The sequence below is a fragment of the Rathayibacter sp. AY1H2 genome (assembly GCF_002931985.1).
In the GTDB taxonomy this organism is placed as follows: Bacteria; Actinomycetota; Actinomycetes; order Actinomycetales; family Microbacteriaceae; genus Rathayibacter.
Genome location: NZ_PSUV01000001.1, coordinates 362,877 through 380,807, shown reverse-complemented (window position 1 = coordinate 380,807; position 17,931 = coordinate 362,877). Strand labels below are relative to the sequence as shown.

Below are 17,931 nucleotides of genomic sequence, written 5' to 3'. Positions count from 1 at the left end.
CTTTTTAGACCCGTTCAGGAGGGAAGTCAACAGAAACGGACAGAATCGGCAGGCGGAATCGGGCCCGGCGACGCAGGGCTGGACGGAAGGAGGACCGCCGGGTCAGGCGGCGAGCTGCTCGAGCTCCTCCTCGAGCTGCGCGAGCTGGCGCTCCAGGCGCCGTCGTTTCAGGAGGGACGCCTCCGGCAGCGCGGCGCGAAGCCGCTCGCGCTCGGCCTCGGCGAGGGTGCGGCGGGCGGTGCGCAGCTGCTCCTCCCGCTCCTTCTCGCGCTCCTCCGGCGTGAGCTTGCGCGCCGAGATCCCGGCGTCGCTCATCCCGACGGAGATCCACGACGCGGCGATCAGGATCACCTGGCAGACGAGGTTGAACCAGATCAGCAGACCGATGAGGACCGCGAACGAGGCCAGCAGCGGATTGCGGGAGGCGCCGCCCAGCAGCTGCGTCCCGAGGACCTTGAGCGCGCCGAGAGCGATCCCGCCGAGCAGCGACCCCGCCCAGAGGTTCTTCCAGGGGATCGAGATGCCCGAGAGGATGCGGAAGGAGCCGGCGAGCGTGCCCGTGTCCAGGGCGAGCATGATCAGCAGGCCGACCGCGCTGCCGGCGAGACGGGCCGGCATCGACTCGCTGCCGATCCCGAGGAAGCCGAACGCCACGTCCACCAGCGAGGTCGAGAACACGGAGAGACCCGCCGAGACCAGCAGCACCGCCCCGAAGACCAGGGCGAGCCCCGCGTCCTTGAGCTTGAGCAGGACGAAGAGGGTCGTGGGTCCGGGGAGCGAGAAGAGCAGCCGGACCGCCTGGCGCAGGCTCCCCAAGAAGTTGAGCGCCGTCCAGAGCAGGCCGGCGGCCGCGATCGCACCCGTCCAGCCGAGGATCGACGAGTCGAGCAGGTCGTCGACCGACACGAGGGCGTTCTTCCCGCCGATCAGGCCGGGGACGGAGCGGGTCACCAGGTCGAGGAGGGAGTCGCGCAGCACCGAGTCGTCGCGCACCCAGAAGCCGAAGACGGCGAAGAAGACGAAGAGCGCCGCGAAGACCGCGAACAGGGCCTGGAAGGCGAGTCCGGAGGCGAAGAGGGGCCCGCCGGTCTCGGAGTAGTGGAGCATCACCCGCACCGGCCGCGTCCGCATGACCCGCTCGAACAGGCCCGGGATCCCGCGGGGAGTGTCGGCCGCCTCGGTCATTCCTCCAGCGTACTGAGGCCTCGCGGCGCTCCCGTGCACGCGCCCGCCTGCACGCTGGAACGCGTCCGGCCCGCCGGATCCCGGCGGGCCGGACGCGTTCGCGAGGGGGAGGATCAGGCGCGGCCGCGGATGACGGCCTGCTTCACCTCGGCGATCGCCTGCGTGATCTGGATGCCGCGCGGGCACGCCTCCGTGCAGTTGAAGGTCGTGCGGCAGCGCCACACGCCCTCCTTGTCGTTGAGGATGTCCAGGCGCGCTCCACCGGCGTCGTCGCGCGAGTCGAAGATGAAGCGGTGGGCGTTCACGATCGCCGCGGGGCCGAAGTACTGCCCGTCGGTCCAGAACACGGGGCAGGACGACGTGCACGCGGCGCAGAGGATGCACTTCGTGGTGTCGTCGAAGCGGGCGCGGTCGGCGACCGACTGCACGCGCTCCTTGCCCTTGGGCGCCGGGGTGTTGGCGACCAGGAACGGCTGCACCTCGCGGTAGGAGGCGAAGAACGGCTCCATGTCGACGACGAGGTCCTTCTCGAGGGGCAGTCCCTTGATCGCCTCGATGTAGATCGGCTGCGAGATGTCGAGATCCTTGATCAGCGTCTTGCAGGCCAGGCGGTTGCGGCCGTTGATCCGCATCGCGTCGGATCCGCAGATGCCGTGCGCGCACGAGCGGCGGAAGGTCAGCGATCCGTCCTGGTCCCACTTGATGCGGTGCAGGGCGTCGAGGACGCGGTCGGTCGAATACATCTCGACGTCGAAGTCCTGCCAGCGCGGCTCGGCGTCCACCTCGGGGTCGAAGCGGCGGATGATGAACGTGACGGTGAACGCCTCCGGGGCCGCGGGGGCGGCGGGCGGCTGCTCGAGGGTAGCGGTCGACATGGCTAGTACTTCCTCTCCATCGGCTGGTACCGGGTGATCACGACGGGCTTCCAGTCGAGCCGGATGTGGTCACCGGCGTCGGAGGAGTGGGCGTCACCGGAGAGGTACGCCATCGTGTGCTGCATGTAGTTCTCGTCGTCGCGCTTCGGGAAGTCGTCGCGCATGTGGCCGCCGCGGCTCTCCTTGCGGTTGCGCGCCGAGTAGACGACGACCTCGGCGAGGTCGAGCAGGAAGCCCAGCTCGACGGCCTCGAGGAGGTCGGTGTTGAAGCGCTTGCCCTTGTCCTGCACCGAGATGTTGCGGAACCGGTCGCGCAGGCGCTGGATGGTCCCGGTGACGGCCTCGAGGGACTCGTCGGTGCGGAACACCTGGGCGTTCTTGTCCATCTCGTCCTGCAGCTCCTTGCGGATCGAGGCGATCCGCTCGGTGCCGGTCGCGGAGCGGAGCGAGGCGAGCATGTCGCGGATCGCGCCGGCCGGGTCGGCGGGCAGGGGGGTGAAGTCGACCGTCTTGGCGTAGTCGGCGGCGTTGTTGCCGCTGCGCTTGCCGAAGACGTTGATGTCGAGGAGGGAGTTGGTGCCGAGGCGGTTGGAGCCGTGCACCGAGACGCACGCGCACTCGCCGGCGGCGTAGAGGCCGGGGACGACGGTCGTGTTGTCCGAGAGCACCTCGGCCTTGACGTTGGTCGGGATGCCGCCCATCGCGTAATGCGCGGTCGGCATGACGGGGACCGGCTCGACGACGGGGTCGACGCCCAGGTAGGTGCGGGCGAACTCGGTGATGTCGGGGAGCTTGGTCTCGAGGACCTCGGCGCCCAGGTGGGTGCAGTCCAGCAGCACGTAGTCCTTGTGCGGTCCGGCGCCGCGGCCCTCCGCCACCTCCTGGACCATGCAGCGGGCGACGATGTCGCGCGGCGCGAGGTCCTTGATGGTGGGGGCGTAGCGCTCCATGAAGCGCTCGCCCGAGGCGTTGCGGAGGATCGCACCCTCTCCTCGCGCCCCCTCGGTGAGGAGGATGCCGAGGCCGGCGAGGCCGGTCGGGTGGAACTGGAAGAACTCCATGTCCTCCAGGGGGAGGCCCTTGCGCCAGATGATGCCGACGCCGTCGCCGGTGAGGGTGTGCGCGTTGGAGGTGGTCTTGTAGATCTTGCCGAAGCCGCCGGTCGCGAAGATGATCGCCTTCGCCTGGAAGACGTGCAGCTCGCCCGTGGCCAGCTCGTAGGCGACGACGCCGGAGGGCTTGGCCACTCCGTCGACCTCGGTCATCACCAGGTCGAGGACGTAGAACTCGTTGTAGAAGTTGATGCCGAGCCGGACGCAGTTCTGGAACAGCGTCTGCAGGATCATGTGGCCGGTGCGGTCGGCCGCGTAGCAGGCGCGGCGGACGGGCGCCTTGCCGTGGTCGCGGGTGTGGCCGCCGAAGCGGCGCTGGTCGATCTTGCCCTCCTCGGTGCGGTTGAAGGGCAGGCCCATGTTCTCGAGGTCGATGACCGCGTCGATGGCCTCCTTCGCGAGGATCTCGGCCGCGTCCTGGTCGACGAGGTAGTCGCCGCCCTTGACGGTGTCGAAGGTGTGCCACTCCCAGCTGTCCTCCTCGACGTTCGCGAGGGCGGCGGCCATGCCGCCCTGCGCCGCTCCGGTGTGGGAGCGGGTCGGGTACAGCTTCGAGATCACGGCCGTCCTCGCCTTGGGGCCGGCCTCGATGGCCGCGCGCATCCCGGCACCGCCGGCGCCGACGATGACGACGTCGAACTGGTGGTAGTGGACGCCGTCGGGTCCGACCGTCTGCGCGAAGGCGCTCTGGTCGGCGCCGGTGTGGGAGTGGCCTGGTGTGCTCACGGGGTGGGTGCTCCGTCGTACGGGGATGGGAGGGGGAGGTGCCGGGACGCGGTGCCGCGGACCGGGAGGGGCGCGGGCCCCTCTCCGATCCGCGGCACCGTGGTCACGCTGCGCAGAAGGAGGGCAGCAGGTCCGCGGCGGTGCCGGCGGGGCACGGGTCGAACGCGAAGACGACCCAGGTGCCGAGCGCGATCAGCGCCACGACGGCGACGAGGATGCCGCCCTTGAAGGCCTTGGCCAGCAGGGGCGAGGTCGCGTAGTCGTTGACCAGCGTGCGCATGCCGTTGCCGCCGTGGATCAGCGCGAGCCACAGCATGAGGACGTCCCACCACTGCCAGAACGGGTTCGCCAGCTTGCCGCCGACGAAGCCGAAGTCGATGGCCTTGATGCCGTCGCCCAGCAGCAGGTTGTAGATGAGGTGCCCGAAGATCAGGACGATCAGCACGACGCCGGAGGCGCGCATGTAGATCCAGCCCCACTTCTCCCAGTTGGTGCCGGAGGAGCGGGTCGGGGTGTGCGGGGTCCGCGGTGCGGCGACGGTGCTCAATGCGCACCCCCCTCGCTGAAGACGTTGATCAGGTGGCGCGGCGCGAAGCCGAGCATCAGCACGACCCAGAGGCCCATGACGACCCAGAAGAGGACGCGCTGGTTGCGGGTCGCCCAGCTCCAGAAGTCGACCAGGATGATCCGCAGGCCGTTCAGCGCGTGGAACGCGATGGCGCCCACGAGCCCGGTCTCGCCGAGTCCCATGATCGGGTTCTTGTACGTGCCGATGACCGCGTTGTACGCCTCGGGGCTCACGGCGATGAGAGCGGAGTCGAGGACGTGGACGAGGAGGAAGAAGAAGATGGCGACACCGGTGATCCGGTGGAGCACCCACGACCACATGCCTTCGCGACCGCGGTACAGGGTGCCGGCCGGACGCCGGATCTTCCCCTGCTTCCGGGGTGCGAGGGTTTGAGCAGCTTGAACTGACACGAACAACCCTCCCTGGTTGTGCTCCGACGGCCTGACCTGTTCCCACGTCGCGTGGACGGGGACGGGGCGGGGAGCGACGAGAAACTCGCCCTCCGATTCTAAGCGCGCTCGCAGGCGGGCGCGGCTTAGGCGAGCCTTAGCTGCGGGGCAGGGCGAGGGCGGGCGCCCCCGCGGTCGCGTAGTGCGCGAGGAGCTCGTCGGTGAGCGCGCTCCAGGTGCGGTGGAGCACGCGGCGGCGGCCCGCCTCGCTGAGCCGGGCGCGCAGTGCGGGATCTCGGACCAGGCGCTCCACCTGCCGGCGGAGGTCGGAGTCGCTCTCGGGCGCGTAGAGCAGGCCGTCCACGCCGTGCTCGATGAGGTCGGTGGGGCCGCCCGCGTGCGGCGCGACCACGGCGGTGCCGGACGCCTGCGCCTCCTGGACCGTCTGGCCGAACGTCTCCTCCGTGCCGGTGTGCACGAAGACGTCGAGCGCGGCGAAGACCGCCGGCAGCCGGTCGCCGTCGAGCCGGCCGAGCATCCGCGCCGCCGGGCCGAGGGCGGCGGCGACCCGGGCGGAGGAGGGGCCGTAGCCGCCCACGACCAGCTCCGCGTGCGGGAGGGAGGCGAGTGCCGCCATCCGCTCCACCCTCTTCTCGGGGGAGAGGCGCCCGATGTAGCCGACGAGCGCGTCGTCGGCGCCGAGTCCGGCTCGGACGGCCTGCGCGTAGGGGGAGGAGCGGCGGCGCGGGTGGAAGCGCTCGCTCTGCACGCCGCGGCCCCACAGCGCGGTGCGCTCGATGCCGGCGGCGGCGAGGTCGTCGAGGGCGCTGGTGGAGGGGGCGAGGGTCAGGTCCGCCCCGGCGTGGATCTGGCGGATCACCCGCCAGGCGAGGGCGCGGGCGCCGCGGATGCCGTAGCGGGCCGCGAATCGCGCGACGTCCGTCTGGTAGATCGCGACACTCGGCACCCCGAGCCGGCCGGCCGAGGCGATGGCGCGGGCGCCGAGGAGGAAGGGCGAGGCGACGTGCACCACGTCGGGCTCGAAGTCGGCCAGCTCCCGGGTGAGGGCCAGCGTGGGGATTCCGACCGGGAAGTCGCGGTAGGCGATCGCCGGGTGCTCCACGACGCGGTGGCCCGCGTAGTGGCCCGGCGCCCCCGCGGCCGGGCAGACGACGAGCGCCTCGATCCCGCGCTCCGCGAACTCGTCGAGCACCCGCAGGACGCTCGTGGTCACGCCGTTCAACGACGGCAGGAAGCTCTCGGTGACGACCGCGACTCTCACGCCCCGGACGCTACGGCGGCGGGATGAACGGCGGCGCGCGCCCGGGTGAACGGACGGTCGCGCTCGGGCTCCCTTGTATCCTGCGGACATGACATCACCTGAGACCGATGGCCGCGCCCCGCTCGACCGCTTCTACAGCGTGATCCCCGCCGGCGGGATCGGCTCGAGGCTGTGGCCGCTCTCCCGGGCCGACGCCCCGAAGTTCCTGCACGATCTGACGGGGTCGGGGCAGACCCTCCTCCGCGACACCTGGGACCGCCTCGCGCCCATCTCGGGCGCCGACCGGATCATGGTCGTGACCGGCCGCGCGCACCGCGCCGCCGTCGAGGAGCAGCTCGAGAGCCTCGAGGACCTCAACGTCGTCCTCGAGAGCGAGCCGCGCGACTCGTCCGCCGCGATCGGCCTGGCCGCCGCCATCCTCGAGCGCCGCCAGCCCGGCGTGATCATCGGCTCGTTCGCCGCCGACCACGTCATCAGCGGTCAGCAGCTGTTCCACGACGCGGTCGCCGAGGCCGTCGTCGCGGCGGACGCGGGCTACATCGCGACCATCGGCATCACGCCGACCGAGCCTGCCGTGGGCTTCGGCTACATCCGCACGGGGAAGCACCTCGGGATCGACGGGGCGACGCACACGCTCGCCGTCGACTCCTTCGTCGAGAAGCCCGACGCCGACACCGCGCGCGCCTATCTCTCCAGTGGTCAGTACCTCTGGAACGCGGGCATGTTCATCGCCCGCGCCGACCGCCTCCTCGAGGAGCTCGGCCGCGCCAAGCCGAAGCTGCTCGCCGGACTGCTCGAGCTCGCCGCCGCGTGGGACACCCCGGAGCGCGGCGCGGTCGTCGACCGCATCTGGCCGGGCCTGGAGAAGATCGCGATCGACTACTCCGTCGCCGAGCCGGCCGCGGCCGCGGGCAAGCTGGCCGTCGTGCCCGGCCACTTCTCCTGGGACGACGTGGGCGACTTCGCCTCGATCGCGAAGCTGCACTCGAGCGGACTCCGCTCGGACCTCGCCATCCTCGGCGAGGACGCCCGCGTGCTGGCCGACTCCGCGACGGGCATCGTCGTCAGCGGCGGCAACCGCACCATCGCCCTCATCGGAGTGAAGGACATCGTCGTCGTGGACACCCCCGACGCGCTCCTGGTGACCACGACCGAGAACGCCCAGAAGGTCAAGGGCGTCGTCGACGCCCTGCGCCTCTCCGGCCGCACCGACGTCCTCTAGCCCTCCGTCCCACCCGTCGAAGCGCGGCCCTCCCCCCGGAGGCGCCGCGCTTCGCCGTTCCGCCCCTCGCCTCTTGCGCGTGCGGAGGTCCCGATCCGCCGTTCGCGCGGCCACTCGACCGCCCTCGGTGAGGGCCTCGGCCGTCGCCCTGGGTGCTGATGGCTGGGTCTCGATAGGCCGCTTCCGCGGCAACTCGACCACTATGGAGGAGCATCGCGTCGAGCCCGACCGCGCGCAGCGCGGAGCTCCTCCGAACGCCTTCGACATCCGGCAGCAGGGGAGAGGGCCGCGAGCCGGAATCGCGTGCCAGCGATTCAGGCCAGCCCGACGCGACCCGCTCTGCGGAACGCACCCGTCGCGAAGCCGACCGCGCCGAGCCGCTCCGCGGCTCGGAATCGAGCCCAGCCGACCGCGCCGAGCCGCTCCGCGGCTCGGAATCGAGCCCAGCCGACCGCCCCGCGACACGCTCCGCATGTCGCGAAGATCAACACTGTGTAACTCTTCCTGACCACCACCGTCCGGGCGGCTGAGCGGCTTGTCACATTGGGTAACGTGTGGGAATCGACGCCCTGTTGCGCTCGTCGCGCGGGGCCGCATTCCTGGAGGACGACATCTTGACTATCACCTCGCGTAAGGCCGCGTTCGGCGGTCTCGCCGCCCTCGGCGTCACCGCGCTTCTCGCCGGTTGCGCCTCCGCCCCCGAGGAGAGCGGCTCCAGCGCCGCCGCCGGTGGCGACTTCCTGCCCTGCATGGTCTCCGACGCGGGCGGGTTCGACGACAAGTCGTTCAACGAGCTCGGCTACAACGGCCTCGTGAAGGCCTCGGAGGACCTCGGTGTCACGCCGAAGACCGTCACCTCGGAGTCCGAGACGGACTACGCCCCGAACCTGACCAGCCTCGTCGACCAGGGCTGCAACCTGATCATCACCGTCGGCTTCGCGCTGGCGGAGGCCACGTCGGCCGCGGCCGAAGCGAACACGGACATCGACTTCGCGATCATCGACGACGCGTCGATCGACCTGCCGAACGTCAAGCCGATCACCTTCGACACCTCGCAGGCGGCGTTCCTCGCCGGCTACACGGCCGCGTCGTACTCCAAGACCGGCGTCGTCGGCACCTACGGCGGCCAGCAGTTCCCGACCGTCACGATCTTCATGGACGGCTACGCCGACGGCGTGAAGTACTACAACGAGCAGAAGGGGAAGGACGTCAAGGTCGTCGGCTGGGACGTCGACGCGCAGACCGGCTCCTTCACCGGCGGCTTCGCGGCGGGCGTCGAGGCCAAGTCGGCCGCGCAGTCGCTGATCGACCAGAACGCGGACGTCATCCTCCCCGTCGGCGGTCCGATCTTCCAGTCGGCGATCGAGGCGATCCGCGACTCCGGCAAGGACATCGCGATGGTCGGCGTGGACGCGGACCTGTACGAGACCTACCCCGACGGCGCCGACCTGTACCTGACCTCGATCCTCAAGGGCATCGAGGCCGGCACGACCGACGTCACCAGCTCCGCCGGAGCCGACGACTTCGACCCCACTCCCTTCGTGGGCACCCTCGAGAACGACGGAGTCGGCATCGCGCCGTTCCACGACTTCGAGTCGAAGGTCTCGGGCGACCTGCAGGGCGAGCTCGACACCATCAAGGCGGGCATCATCGACGGCTTCATCACCGTCACCTCCCCGTCCGCTCCCGCGGCGTCCTAGCCGTCTCCTCGAAGAGGCCGGCGGGCCCGAGCACACCTCGGGCCCGCCGGCCTCTTCGTCGGTCCGGCGGGCCGATCGGCTCCGCTGCGTCCCTCGATCCCGGCCGACGGCGCATCGTGGCGCGAACCGAAAGTTAGATTGGTCCCATGAAGCTCGAACTGCGTGGCATCACGAAGCGCTTCGGCGCGCTCGTGGCCAACGACCACATCGATCTCACCGTCGAACCCGGTGAGATCCACTGCCTCCTCGGCGAGAACGGCGCGGGCAAGTCGACGCTCATGAACGTGCTCTACGGCCTGTACCAGGCCGAGGAGGGGGAGATCCTGCTGGACGACGCGGTCCAGCACTTCTCCGGTCCGGGTGACGCCATGAAGGCGGGCATCGGGATGGTCCACCAGCACTTCATGCTCGTCCCCGTGTTCACCGTCGCCGAGAACGTCATGCTGGGCCACGAGGAGACGAAGGCCGGCGGGCGCCTGGACCTCGCCGCCGCGCGCGCCCGGGTGCGCGAGATCTCGGACCGCTTCGGCTTCGACGTGGATCCCGACGCCCTGGTCGAGGACCTCCCCGTCGGCGTGCAGCAGCGGGTCGAGATCATCAAGGCCCTCTCCCGCGACGCCCGGGTGCTCGTGTTCGACGAGCCGACCGCGGTGCTGACCCCGCAGGAGACCGACGAGCTGATCGCGATCATGCGCCAGCTGCGTGCGGCCGGGACCGCCATCGTCTTCATCACGCACAAGCTCCGCGAGGTGCGCGAGGTCGGAGACCGCATCACCGTCATCCGCCTCGGCAGAGTCGTGGGGGAGGCGTCGCCGACGGCGAGCAACGCCGAGCTCGCCTCGCTGATGGTGGGCCGCGCCGTCGAGCTGACGGTGCAGAAGGAGCAGGCGGTGCCGGGCGACGAGGCCCTCGTCGTCTCGAACCTCACCGTGCGCGACGCCAACGGTCAGGCCGTCGTCGACGACGTCTCCTTCGAGGTCCGCCGCGGCGAGATCCTCGCGATCGCGGGCGTGCAGGGCAACGGCCAGACGGAGCTCACCGAGGCGATCATGGGCCTGCAGGAGCGGGTCGAGGGCTCGGTGACCCTGGACGGGCGCCGCCTCGACGGGCTGTCCGTGCGCCGCGTCCTCGAGTCGGGGGTCGGCTTCGTCCCCGAGGACCGCACCGAGGACGGTCTGGTCGCCGAGTTCACGATCGCCGAGAACCTCATGCTCGACCGCAGCGACCGCGGTCCGTTCGTGAAGGGACTGGGCCTGCGGCTCAAGGAGCTCGAGCGCTTCGCCGAGGAGCGGGTGCGCGAGTTCGACGTGCGCGCCCAGGGGATCGGCACCCACGTCGGCCGCCTCTCCGGAGGCAACCAGCAGAAGGTGGTGCTCGCGCGCGAGCTCAGCCGGGAGCTGCGGCTGTTCATCGCGGCGCAGCCCACTCGCGGCATCGACGTCGGCTCCATCGAGTTCGTCCACAAGCGCATCGTCGAGACGCGCGACACCGGGGTACCCGTGATCGTGGTGTCGACCGAGCTCGACGAGGTCGCGGCGCTCGCCGACCGCATCGCGGTCATGTACAAGGGCGGGATCATCGGCATCGTCCCCGCCGACACGCCCCGCGAGGTCCTGGGGCTCATGATGGCCGGGCAGACGCCCGCCGAGAAGGGAGCGGCGGCGTGAGCGACGCGCAACTGCCCGCGGTCGATCCCGACGCGGAGACCGAGAAGGCGTCCGGGCTCGAGCCCGGCCAGAAGCCGGATCAGGAGGTGCGCCCCGGCCCGCTCGAGAGCGGCGCCTCCCGCGTCCTGCGCGAGATCCTCTCCGGCACCGCGCTGATGTCGGTGCTCGCCGTGCTGCTCTCCCTCATCGCGGGCGGCGTGCTGATCGCCGCGACCGACAAGGACGTCCAGGCGGCGTCGGGCTACTTCTTCGCCCGGCCGCTCGACACCCTGCAGGCGATCTGGCAGTCAGTCTCCGGTGCCTACTCCTCGCTCTTCCAGGGCTCGGTCTACAACTTCCGCCGCGAGGGCTTCGCCAACGGCATCAAGCCGCTGACGGACACCCTGGCCTTCGCGACCCCGCTGATCGCCGGCGGCCTCGGAGTGGCGCTGGCCTTCCGCGTCGGCCTGTTCAACATCGGCGGCCGCGGCCAGATGCTGATCGCCGCCGCCTGCGCGGGCTGGGTCGGCTTCTCCTTCGACCTCCCGTGGGGCGTGCACCTGATCGTCGCGCTTGCCGCCGGCATCCTGGGCGGCGCGCTCTGGGGCGGACTCGTGGGACTGCTCAAGGCCCGCACCGGCGCGCACGAGGTGATCCTCACGATCATGCTCAACTACGTCGCGTTCTACCTGATCTCCTACCTCCTGCGGACGCCCGGCGCCCTGCAGGCGCCCGGCTCGAACAACCCGAAGTCGCCCGGGATGAAAGAGACCGCGGTCTTCCCGGCGCTCCTCGGCCCCGGATACTCGCTCACGCTCGGCTTCGTCTTCGCGGTCCTCGCGACCGTGTTCGTCTGGTGGCTCCTGAACCGCTCGACGATCGGCTTCAAGTTCCGCGCGGTGGGGGAGAACCCGCACGCGGCACGGGTCGCGGGCATCGACGTGAAGAACAGCTACGTGTACGCGATGCTGCTCTCCGGCGGCCTGCTCGGCCTCGCCGGCAGCGCCCAGGTGATGGGGACGGTCACGACCGGCTTCACCTCCGGGATCGACGCGGGCATCGGCTTCGACGCGATCACGGTCGCGCTGCTGGGCCGCTCCCGACCCTGGGGCGTGTTCTTCGCCGGCATCCTCTTCGGCGCCTTCAAGGCGGGCGGCTACTCGATGCAGGCCGCCGAGGGCGTGCCGATCGACGTGGTCCTCGTCGTCCAGTCGCTGATCGTCCTCTTCATCGCCGCACCGCCGCTGGTGCGCGCGATCTTCCGCCTCCCGACGCCCGGGGCCGCCCCGAAGCGCCGCACCCGCCGCACATCGGAGGTGTCCGCATGAGCACCGCCGTCGCCACCGCCCCCGACCGCGTCGTGATCCGCAGCTGGAAGGCGCCGATCGCGTTCGGCGTCTTCGCGCTGCTCGCCGTCGTCCTCTTCGTGGCCCTCGGCCGCGACGGGACGAGCTCGTTCCGCCTCGCCGCGGGGACCGACTTCTTCGCGCTGCCGGACATCCCGTTCCCGACGCGGGGGACGGGCGTGGTCGTCGCGATCCTCCTGGTCGCCCTGGCCGTCGCGTCGGCCGGGCTCACCCGCGCCGGCCGCCGGATCCCGCTCTGGCTCTCGGCGGTCTTCGCCCTGGTCTTCCTGATCGGGTTCCTCGTCTGGGCGTCGGCCGGTGCCGCGCTGCCCGTCTCGGGACTGCTGCTCGGGACCGTCGGGCTCGCCACTCCGCTGATCTTCGGCTCGCTCGGCGGCGTCATCTCGGAGCGTGTCGGAGTCGTCAACGTCGCGATCGAGGGGCAGCTGCTCGCCGGCGCCTTCACCGCGGCGATGGTCGGCTCCCTCACCCGCCAGCCGGTGCTCGGCCTGCTCGCGGCGATGGTCGCGAGCGTCCTGGTGTCGTTCGTGCTGGCCGCCTTCGCGATCAAGTACCTGGTCGACCAGGTGATCGTCGGAGTCGTGCTGAACGTGCTGGTGACCGGCCTGACGAGCTTCCTCTACTCCCAGGTCCTCTCCGCCGATGCGTCGACGTTCAACTCGCCGGTGAAGTTCGACCGCCTCCCGATCCCGGTGCTCAGCCAGGTGCCGATCGTGGGCGCCGTCCTGTTCAACCAGACGGTGATCGTCTACCTGATGTACTTCGCGATCTTCGCGGTGTGGTGGGGCCTGTTCAAGACCAAGTGGGGCCTCCGCCTGCGCGCCGTGGGCGAGCACCCGCAGGCCGCGGACACCGTGGGCATCGATGTCGCCCGCACGCGCTTCTGGAACGTCTCCCTCGCCGGGGCGATCGCCGGAGTCGGCGGCGCGTACTACACGCTCGACGCGGTCGGCGCGTTCGGCAAGGAGATGACCGCGGGTGCGGGCTTCATCGCCCTGGCCGCCGTCATCTTCGGCCGCTGGGACCCGATCAAGGCGACGCTCGCGTCGCTCCTGTTCGGCTTCGCGACCAACCTGCAGAACGTGCTCGGCGTCATCGGCTCGCCCGTGCCCAGCGAGTTCATGCTGATGCTGCCGTACGTCGTGACGATCTTCGCGGTGGCCGGTCTCGTCGGCCAGTCCCGCGGACCGGCCGCCGCCGGCAAGCCGTACCTGAAGTCCTGAGAGGAGCCGTCGTGACTGACATCGACTGGGAGGCGCTGCGCGAGGCCGCGCTCGAGGCCATGAGCCACGCCTACGTCCCGTACTCGAAGTTCCCCGTCGGGGTCGCCGCGCTCGTGGACGACGGCCGGACGATCTCGGGCTGCAACGTCGAGAACGCCTCCTACGGGCTCACGCTCTGCGCCGAGTGCGCGCTGGTGTCCTCTCTGCACATGACGGGCGGCGGCCGGCTCGTCGCTTTCACCTGCGTCGACGGGAAGGGCGGCGTCCTGATGCCCTGCGGGCGCTGCCGCCAGCTGCTCTTCGAGCACTCGGCCGAGGGCATGCTCCTCCAGACCGTGTCGGGCGTGAAGACGATCGACGAGGTCATCCCCGACGCCTTCGGCCCGCGCACGCTCGAGGCCTACGCCGCCTCCTAGCGCCGCCGTCACCGCTCCCACTCCCGAACCGAGGACTCCGCATGACCCGCACCACCCCCGTCGAGGACTTCGACGCCGTCGACATCATCCGCACCAAGCGCGACCGCGGCACGCTCTCGACCGCGCAGATCGACTGGCTGATCGACGCCTACACCCGCGGCTACGTCGCCGACGAGCAGATGGCGGCCTTCGCGATGGCGGTCCTGCTGAACGGGATGGAGCGCGACGAGATCCGCGACCTCACCCTGGCGATGATCGCCAGCGGCGAGCGCATGCGGTTCGACGGACTCGGCAAGCGCACGGTCGACAAGCACTCCACGGGCGGGGTCGGCGACAAGATCACGCTGCCGCTGATGCCGCTGGTCGCCTCCTTCGGCGTGGCGGTGCCCCAGCTCTCGGGACGCGGGCTCGGCCACACGGGCGGAACGCTCGACAAGCTGGAGTCGATCCCGGGCTGGCGGGCCGACCTCGGCAACGAGGAGATGCTGGAGCAGCTGCGGACGGTCGGCGGCGTGATCTGCGCCGCGGGCTCGGGCCTCGCCCCCGCCGACAAGAAGCTCTACGCGCTCCGGGACATCACCGGGACCGTCGAGGCGATTCCGCTGATCGCGTCCTCGATCATGTCGAAGAAGATCGCCGAGGGGACCGACGCCCTGGTGCTCGACGTGAAGTTCGGCTCCGGGGCGTTCATGGTCGACATCGAGCGCTCGCGGGAGCTGGCGCGGGCGATGGTCGACCTCGGCAACGACGCGGGGGTGCGGACCACCGCGCTGCTGACCAACATGAACGTGCCGCTCGGTCTGGCCATCGGCAACGCGAACGAGGTGCGGGAGTCGGTCGAGGTGCTCGCCGGCGGCGGTCCCTCGGACGTCCGGGAGCTGACGCTGGCCCTGGCCCGCGAGATGCTGGCCCTCGCCGGGCAGCCGGACGCGGACGTCGAGCGCGCCCTCGACGGCGGCGCGGCGATGGACACCTGGCGCGCGGTCATCCGCGCTCAGGGAGGGGATCCGGATGCGGCGCTCCCCGAGGCCCGCGAGACCCACGTCGTGGTCGCCGAGCGCGACGGCGTCCTGGTGGAGCAGCAGGCGCTGCCGTTCGGCATCGCCGCCTGGCGCCTGGGCGCCGGACGCGCCCGACAGTCCGACGCGGTGCAGCACGCGGCGGGGATCGACCTGCACGCGAAGCCGGGCGACCGCGTCCGCGCGGGCCGGCCCCTGCTCACGCTGTCGGCCGACGAGCCGGAGCGCTTCGCCCGGGCGCTCGAGGCGCTCGACGGTGCCTACCGGATCGGCGACGACGGCGACGAGGTGCTCGACGGCGGCCCCCTCGTGGCGGAGCGCGTCTCCTAGCCCTGCGCCGCCCGGCACGGAGGAGGCGCCGCCCGGCGAGCCGCTCCCGCCGACCCTCTAGGGTGGTCGGCGAACCACCGCCGACCTGCGAGGAGCACCGTGACCGATCAGACCGAGGAGTACCTCCTCCCGGGCGAGGGCGTCCTCATCGACGAGCTCCCCAAGGTGTCGCTGCACGACCACCTCGACGGAGGCCTGCGGCCCGGGACGGTCCTCGAGATAGCCCGCGAGACGGGCGTGCCGCTCCCGGCCGAGGAGCCGGACGCGCTCGCCGAGTGGTTCCGTGCCACGGCCGACTCCGGCTCCCTCACCGACTACATCGCCACCTTCGAGACGACGGTCGCCGTGATGCAGACCGCGCCGGCGCTCGAGCGCGTGGCCCGCGAGTTCGTGCTCGACCTCGCCGCCGACGGAGTCGTGCACGGCGAGGTGCGCTGGGCGCCGGAGCAGCACCAGCGCGCCGGGCTCTCGCTCGACGCGGCTGTCGAGGCGGTCCAGGAGGGGCTGCAGCAGGGCGTGCAGGAGGCGGCGGCGCAGGGACACCGCATCCGCGTCGGCCAGCTGATCACCGCGATGCGGCACGCCGACCGCTCGCTCGAGGTCGCCGAGCTGGCGCTGCGCCACCGCGAGCGTGGTGCGATCGGCTTCGACATCGCCGGAGCCGAGGCGGGCTTCCCCGCCTCGCGGCACCGTCACGCCTTCGAGCTGCTCGCGGCGGCTCACTTCCCGACCACGGTCCACGCGGGGGAGGCGGACGGCCTCGACAGCATCCGCTCGGCCCTGCTCGACGGCCGCGCGCTGCGCCTGGGCCACGGCGTCCGGATCGCGGAGGACATCCGCATCGAGCGCCAGGACGACGACGCGAGCTACGTCACCCTCGGCGAGCTCTCGGAGTGGGTGAAGGACCGCGAGATCGCCCTCGAGCTCAGCCCCTCCTCCAACCTGCAGACCGGAGCCGTCGCAGCGTGGGGTGCCGATCTCGCCGACCACCCCTTCGACCTGCTCTACCAGCTGGGCTTCCGCGTCACGGTGAACACCGACAACCGCCTGATGAGCGCGACGACCCTCAGCCGCGAGCTCGCCCTCCTGTCCGACGCGTTCGGGTACGACCTCGACGACTTCGAGGCCTTCCAGCTGAACGCGGCCCACGCCGCCTTCCTGCCGCTCGACGAGCGCCGCGAGCTCGTCGAGACGATCAGCGCCGGCTTCGAGGCGGCCTGACGGTGCCGCTCGACGCGCTCCCCGAGGAGGCGGTGGCCCTCCGCCACTCCGCCGGATCCTGGCGGGAGGCCGTCCTCGAGGCGGGCCGTGCGCTCGAGCGAACCGGCGCGGTGGACGCCGCCTACTCCCGGCGCATGGTCGAGCAGGTCGACGTGCTCGGGCCGTACATCGTCATCGCGCCCGGGCTCGCCCTCGCGCACGCCCGGCCCGGCAACGACGTCCTCGCGGACGGCCTCTCCGTCGTCACGCTGGCCGAGCCCGTCGCCTTCGGCCACAGCACCAACGACCCGGTGTCGGTCGTCATCGGAATCGCCGCCACCCAGGCGCACGGACACGTCGGCTTCGTCTCCGGGCTCGCCGACGTGCTCAGCCGTCCGGACGCGGTCGGTGCACTCGCCGCCGCCCGCACCCTCCGCAGCATCAACGCCGTCCTCACCGACAGCACCCCGCACCACCCGCACCACGGAAGAAGCGCATGAAGATCGTCACCCTCTGCGGCGCCGGAATCGGCACCTCCGCCATCCTCAAGCTCGGCGCCGAGCGCGCCCTCGAGACCCTCGACCTCGAGGCCGAGGTGATCGCCTCCGACCTGGCCTCCGTCGACGCGCTCGCCGCCGACGCGCAGGTCATCCTCACCTCCGGTGAGCTCGTCGACCGCATCGGCCGCACCTTCGCCGAGGTCGTCGTCATCGACAACTACCTCGACCAGAACGAGATCACGGAGAAGATCGAGCGGGCGCTGGGCTGAGCTCGACTCTGAGCCGCTCCCTGCGCGGCTCAGCGCGGTCGGCCTCCCGACGGGGTGCGTTCCGCAGAGCGTATTCCGTCGGGCTGCCTCGAATCGCTGCCACGCGATTCTCGGACGCGCCCTCCACCTTGCGGTGAGAGGGCGCTCCCTCCTCCTGCTGGTCGAGTAGCCGCAGAGCGGCGTATCAAGACTCCCATTTCCAGGGCGCGATGTGTCTACCGTGCGGTGGGAGGGCGTCCGTCGTCCGCCCCTGCTGGTCGAGTGGCCGCGGAGTGGCGTGCCGGGAGCCGGGTCCCCGCGCGGACGGCTGCTCGGACCTCGGGGGGTCAGCGGGCGGCGAGCTGCTCGAGGACGGTGCCGATCAGGCGACGGGCGCGGGCGGGGGAGAGGCGGGCGGGCCGCTCGGCCGCGCGGGAGACCGCGATGCCGTCGAGGACGGCGAGGAGCAGCGCGGCGTCGTCGGCGCCGAACGACGCCGCGGGATGCGCGGCGCGCAGGAGCTCCAGGACGACGTCCTCCGTGCGCGACCAGCCGGCGGTGTGGATCGCGCGGATCTCCGGATCGGTGCCGGCGCGGGAGGCGAAGGCGGTCCACACGATCGCGTCGGGGACGTCCTCGTCAGCGACGCACGCGATCTCGTCGCAGAAGATACGTAGCCGCACCTCGGCCGAGGGTTCGGCCTCCAGGCGGCTCCGCATCCGCTCGCGGAAGCGCTCCTCGACCCGGGCCATCGCGCCGGCCAGCAGCGCCTGCTTCGTCGGGAAGTGGTGCTGGACGGCCCCCACCGAGACGCCGGCCTCGGCCGCGACGGTGCGGATGCTGAGGTGCTCCGCCCCGCGGGTCGAGAGGACGGCGACGACCGCCGAGAGGATGTCGCTCCTGCTCTCGCGCCGATCCGGCAT

General features: G+C 71.4%; 17 protein-coding genes. 10 read left to right on the top strand and 7 right to left on the bottom strand.

Annotated elements, in window-relative coordinates:
* Positions 1 to 102 precede the first annotated feature (102 nt).
* The 6 genes from C5C29_RS01685 to C5C29_RS01660 form a co-directional block, all read right to left on the bottom strand.
* Positions 103 to 1,185 carry a YhjD/YihY/BrkB family envelope integrity protein gene (locus C5C29_RS01685; protein ID WP_104223189.1) on the bottom strand — a complete coding sequence of 361 codons (1,083 nt, stop codon included), beginning with the start codon at positions 1,183 to 1,185 and terminating at the stop codon, positions 103 to 105.
* 113 nt (positions 1,186 to 1,298) lie between these two features.
* Entirely contained in the window at positions 1,299 to 2,060 is a 762-nt protein-coding gene (locus C5C29_RS01680; protein ID WP_068254543.1) for a succinate dehydrogenase iron-sulfur subunit, read from the bottom strand.
* A gap of 2 nt (positions 2,061 to 2,062) precedes the next feature.
* Positions 2,063 to 3,799, bottom strand: coding sequence for a succinate dehydrogenase flavoprotein subunit (gene sdhA, locus C5C29_RS01675; RefSeq protein ID WP_244230709.1), 1,737 nt, complete (start codon positions 3,797 to 3,799; stop codon positions 2,063 to 2,065).
* Between the two features lie 202 nt (positions 3,800 to 4,001).
* Positions 4,002 to 4,445, bottom strand: coding sequence for a succinate dehydrogenase hydrophobic membrane anchor subunit (locus tag C5C29_RS01670; RefSeq protein WP_104223187.1), 444 nt, complete (start codon positions 4,443 to 4,445; stop codon positions 4,002 to 4,004).
* Positions 4,442 to 4,876: a succinate dehydrogenase, cytochrome b556 subunit gene (sdhC, locus tag C5C29_RS01665; RefSeq protein ID WP_374952907.1), complete on the bottom strand. Its 435-nt coding sequence runs from the start codon at positions 4,874 to 4,876 to the stop codon at positions 4,442 to 4,444. Before sdhC ends, C5C29_RS01670 begins: the two co-directional genes overlap by 4 nt.
* 136 nt (positions 4,877 to 5,012) lie before the next feature.
* The gene (locus tag C5C29_RS01660) at positions 5,013 to 6,137 is read right to left on the bottom strand and encodes a glycosyltransferase family 1 protein (RefSeq protein ID WP_181074921.1); all 1,125 of its coding nucleotides are present in this window, start codon (positions 6,135 to 6,137) and stop codon (positions 5,013 to 5,015) included.
* An 88-nt stretch (positions 6,138 to 6,225) separates the two neighbouring features.
* Between C5C29_RS01660 and C5C29_RS01655 the strand changes: the two genes are divergently transcribed.
* The 10 genes from C5C29_RS01655 (at position 6,226) to C5C29_RS01610 (ending at position 17,029) form a co-directional block, all read left to right on the top strand.
* Positions 6,226 to 7,359 (top strand): mannose-1-phosphate guanylyltransferase, encoded by a 1,134-nt coding sequence (locus C5C29_RS01655; protein WP_104223184.1) that lies wholly within the window; start codon positions 6,226 to 6,228, stop codon positions 7,357 to 7,359.
* Between the two features lie 614 nt (positions 7,360 to 7,973).
* Positions 7,974 to 9,059 carry a BMP family protein gene (locus tag C5C29_RS01650; RefSeq protein ID WP_104223183.1) on the top strand — a complete coding sequence of 362 codons (1,086 nt, stop codon included), beginning with the start codon at positions 7,974 to 7,976 and terminating at the stop codon, positions 9,057 to 9,059.
* Positions 9,060 to 9,205: 146 nt separating this feature from the next.
* Positions 9,206 to 10,726 (top strand): ABC transporter ATP-binding protein, encoded by a 1,521-nt coding sequence (locus C5C29_RS01645; RefSeq protein ID WP_104223182.1) that lies wholly within the window; start codon positions 9,206 to 9,208, stop codon positions 10,724 to 10,726.
* On the top strand, positions 10,723 to 12,033 hold the full coding sequence (locus tag C5C29_RS01640; protein WP_219812597.1) for an ABC transporter permease: 1,311 nt from the start codon (positions 10,723 to 10,725) through the stop codon (positions 12,031 to 12,033). Before C5C29_RS01645 ends, C5C29_RS01640 begins: the two co-directional genes overlap by 4 nt.
* A complete protein-coding gene (locus tag C5C29_RS01635; RefSeq protein ID WP_104223181.1) occupies positions 12,030 to 13,295 on the top strand; it encodes an ABC transporter permease in 1,266 nt (421 codons plus the stop codon). The genes C5C29_RS01640 and C5C29_RS01635 overlap by 4 nt, the downstream gene beginning before the upstream one ends.
* A gap of 11 nt (positions 13,296 to 13,306) precedes the next feature.
* A complete protein-coding gene (locus C5C29_RS01630) occupies positions 13,307 to 13,711 on the top strand; it encodes a cytidine deaminase (RefSeq protein ID WP_104223180.1) in 405 nt (134 codons plus the stop codon).
* A gap of 41 nt (positions 13,712 to 13,752) precedes the next feature.
* Positions 13,753 to 15,060: a thymidine phosphorylase gene (locus tag C5C29_RS01625; RefSeq protein WP_104223179.1), complete on the top strand. Its 1,308-nt coding sequence runs from the start codon at positions 13,753 to 13,755 to the stop codon at positions 15,058 to 15,060.
* Positions 15,061 to 15,159: 99 nt separating this feature from the next.
* Complete coding sequence (locus C5C29_RS01620) at positions 15,160 to 16,281, top strand: adenosine deaminase (RefSeq protein WP_104223178.1); 1,122 nt, start codon at positions 15,160 to 15,162, stop codon at positions 16,279 to 16,281.
* A 2-nt stretch (positions 16,282 to 16,283) separates the two neighbouring features.
* Positions 16,284 to 16,760 carry a PTS sugar transporter subunit IIA gene (locus C5C29_RS01615; RefSeq protein WP_104223177.1) on the top strand — a complete coding sequence of 159 codons (477 nt, stop codon included), beginning with the start codon at positions 16,284 to 16,286 and terminating at the stop codon, positions 16,758 to 16,760.
* Positions 16,757 to 17,029: a PTS sugar transporter subunit IIB gene (locus tag C5C29_RS01610; protein ID WP_104226416.1), complete on the top strand. Its 273-nt coding sequence runs from the start codon at positions 16,757 to 16,759 to the stop codon at positions 17,027 to 17,029. The genes C5C29_RS01615 and C5C29_RS01610 overlap by 4 nt, the downstream gene beginning before the upstream one ends.
* A gap of 326 nt (positions 17,030 to 17,355) precedes the next feature.
* Here C5C29_RS01610 and C5C29_RS01605 read toward each other — a convergent pair whose 3' ends face one another.
* Positions 17,356 to 17,931, bottom strand: a complete 576-nt coding sequence (locus C5C29_RS01605) for a TetR/AcrR family transcriptional regulator (RefSeq protein ID WP_104223175.1) — start codon at positions 17,929 to 17,931, stop codon at positions 17,356 to 17,358.

Bases quoted from the DNA above. Each gene is read 5' to 3' on its own strand.
- C5C29_RS01685 (WP_104223189.1), bottom strand. From the start codon at position 1,185: ATGACCGAGGCGGCCGACACTCCCCGCGGGATCCCGGGCCTGTTCGAG.
- C5C29_RS01680 (WP_068254543.1), bottom strand. From the start codon at position 2,060: ATGTCGACCGCTACCCTCGAGCAGCCGCCCGCCGCCCCCGCGGCCCCG.
- C5C29_RS01655 (WP_104223184.1), top strand. From the start codon at position 6,226: ATGACATCACCTGAGACCGATGGCCGCGCCCCGCTCGACCGCTTCTAC.
- C5C29_RS01645 (WP_104223182.1), top strand. From the start codon at position 9,206: ATGAAGCTCGAACTGCGTGGCATCACGAAGCGCTTCGGCGCGCTCGTG.
- C5C29_RS01635 (WP_104223181.1), top strand. From the start codon at position 12,030: ATGAGCACCGCCGTCGCCACCGCCCCCGACCGCGTCGTGATCCGCAGC.
- C5C29_RS01625 (WP_104223179.1), top strand. From the start codon at position 13,753: ATGACCCGCACCACCCCCGTCGAGGACTTCGACGCCGTCGACATCATC.
- C5C29_RS01610 (WP_104226416.1), top strand. From the start codon at position 16,757: ATGAAGATCGTCACCCTCTGCGGCGCCGGAATCGGCACCTCCGCCATC.
- C5C29_RS01605 (WP_104223175.1), bottom strand. From the start codon at position 17,931: ATGCCGGATCGGCGCGAGAGCAGGAGCGACATCCTCTCGGCGGTCGTC.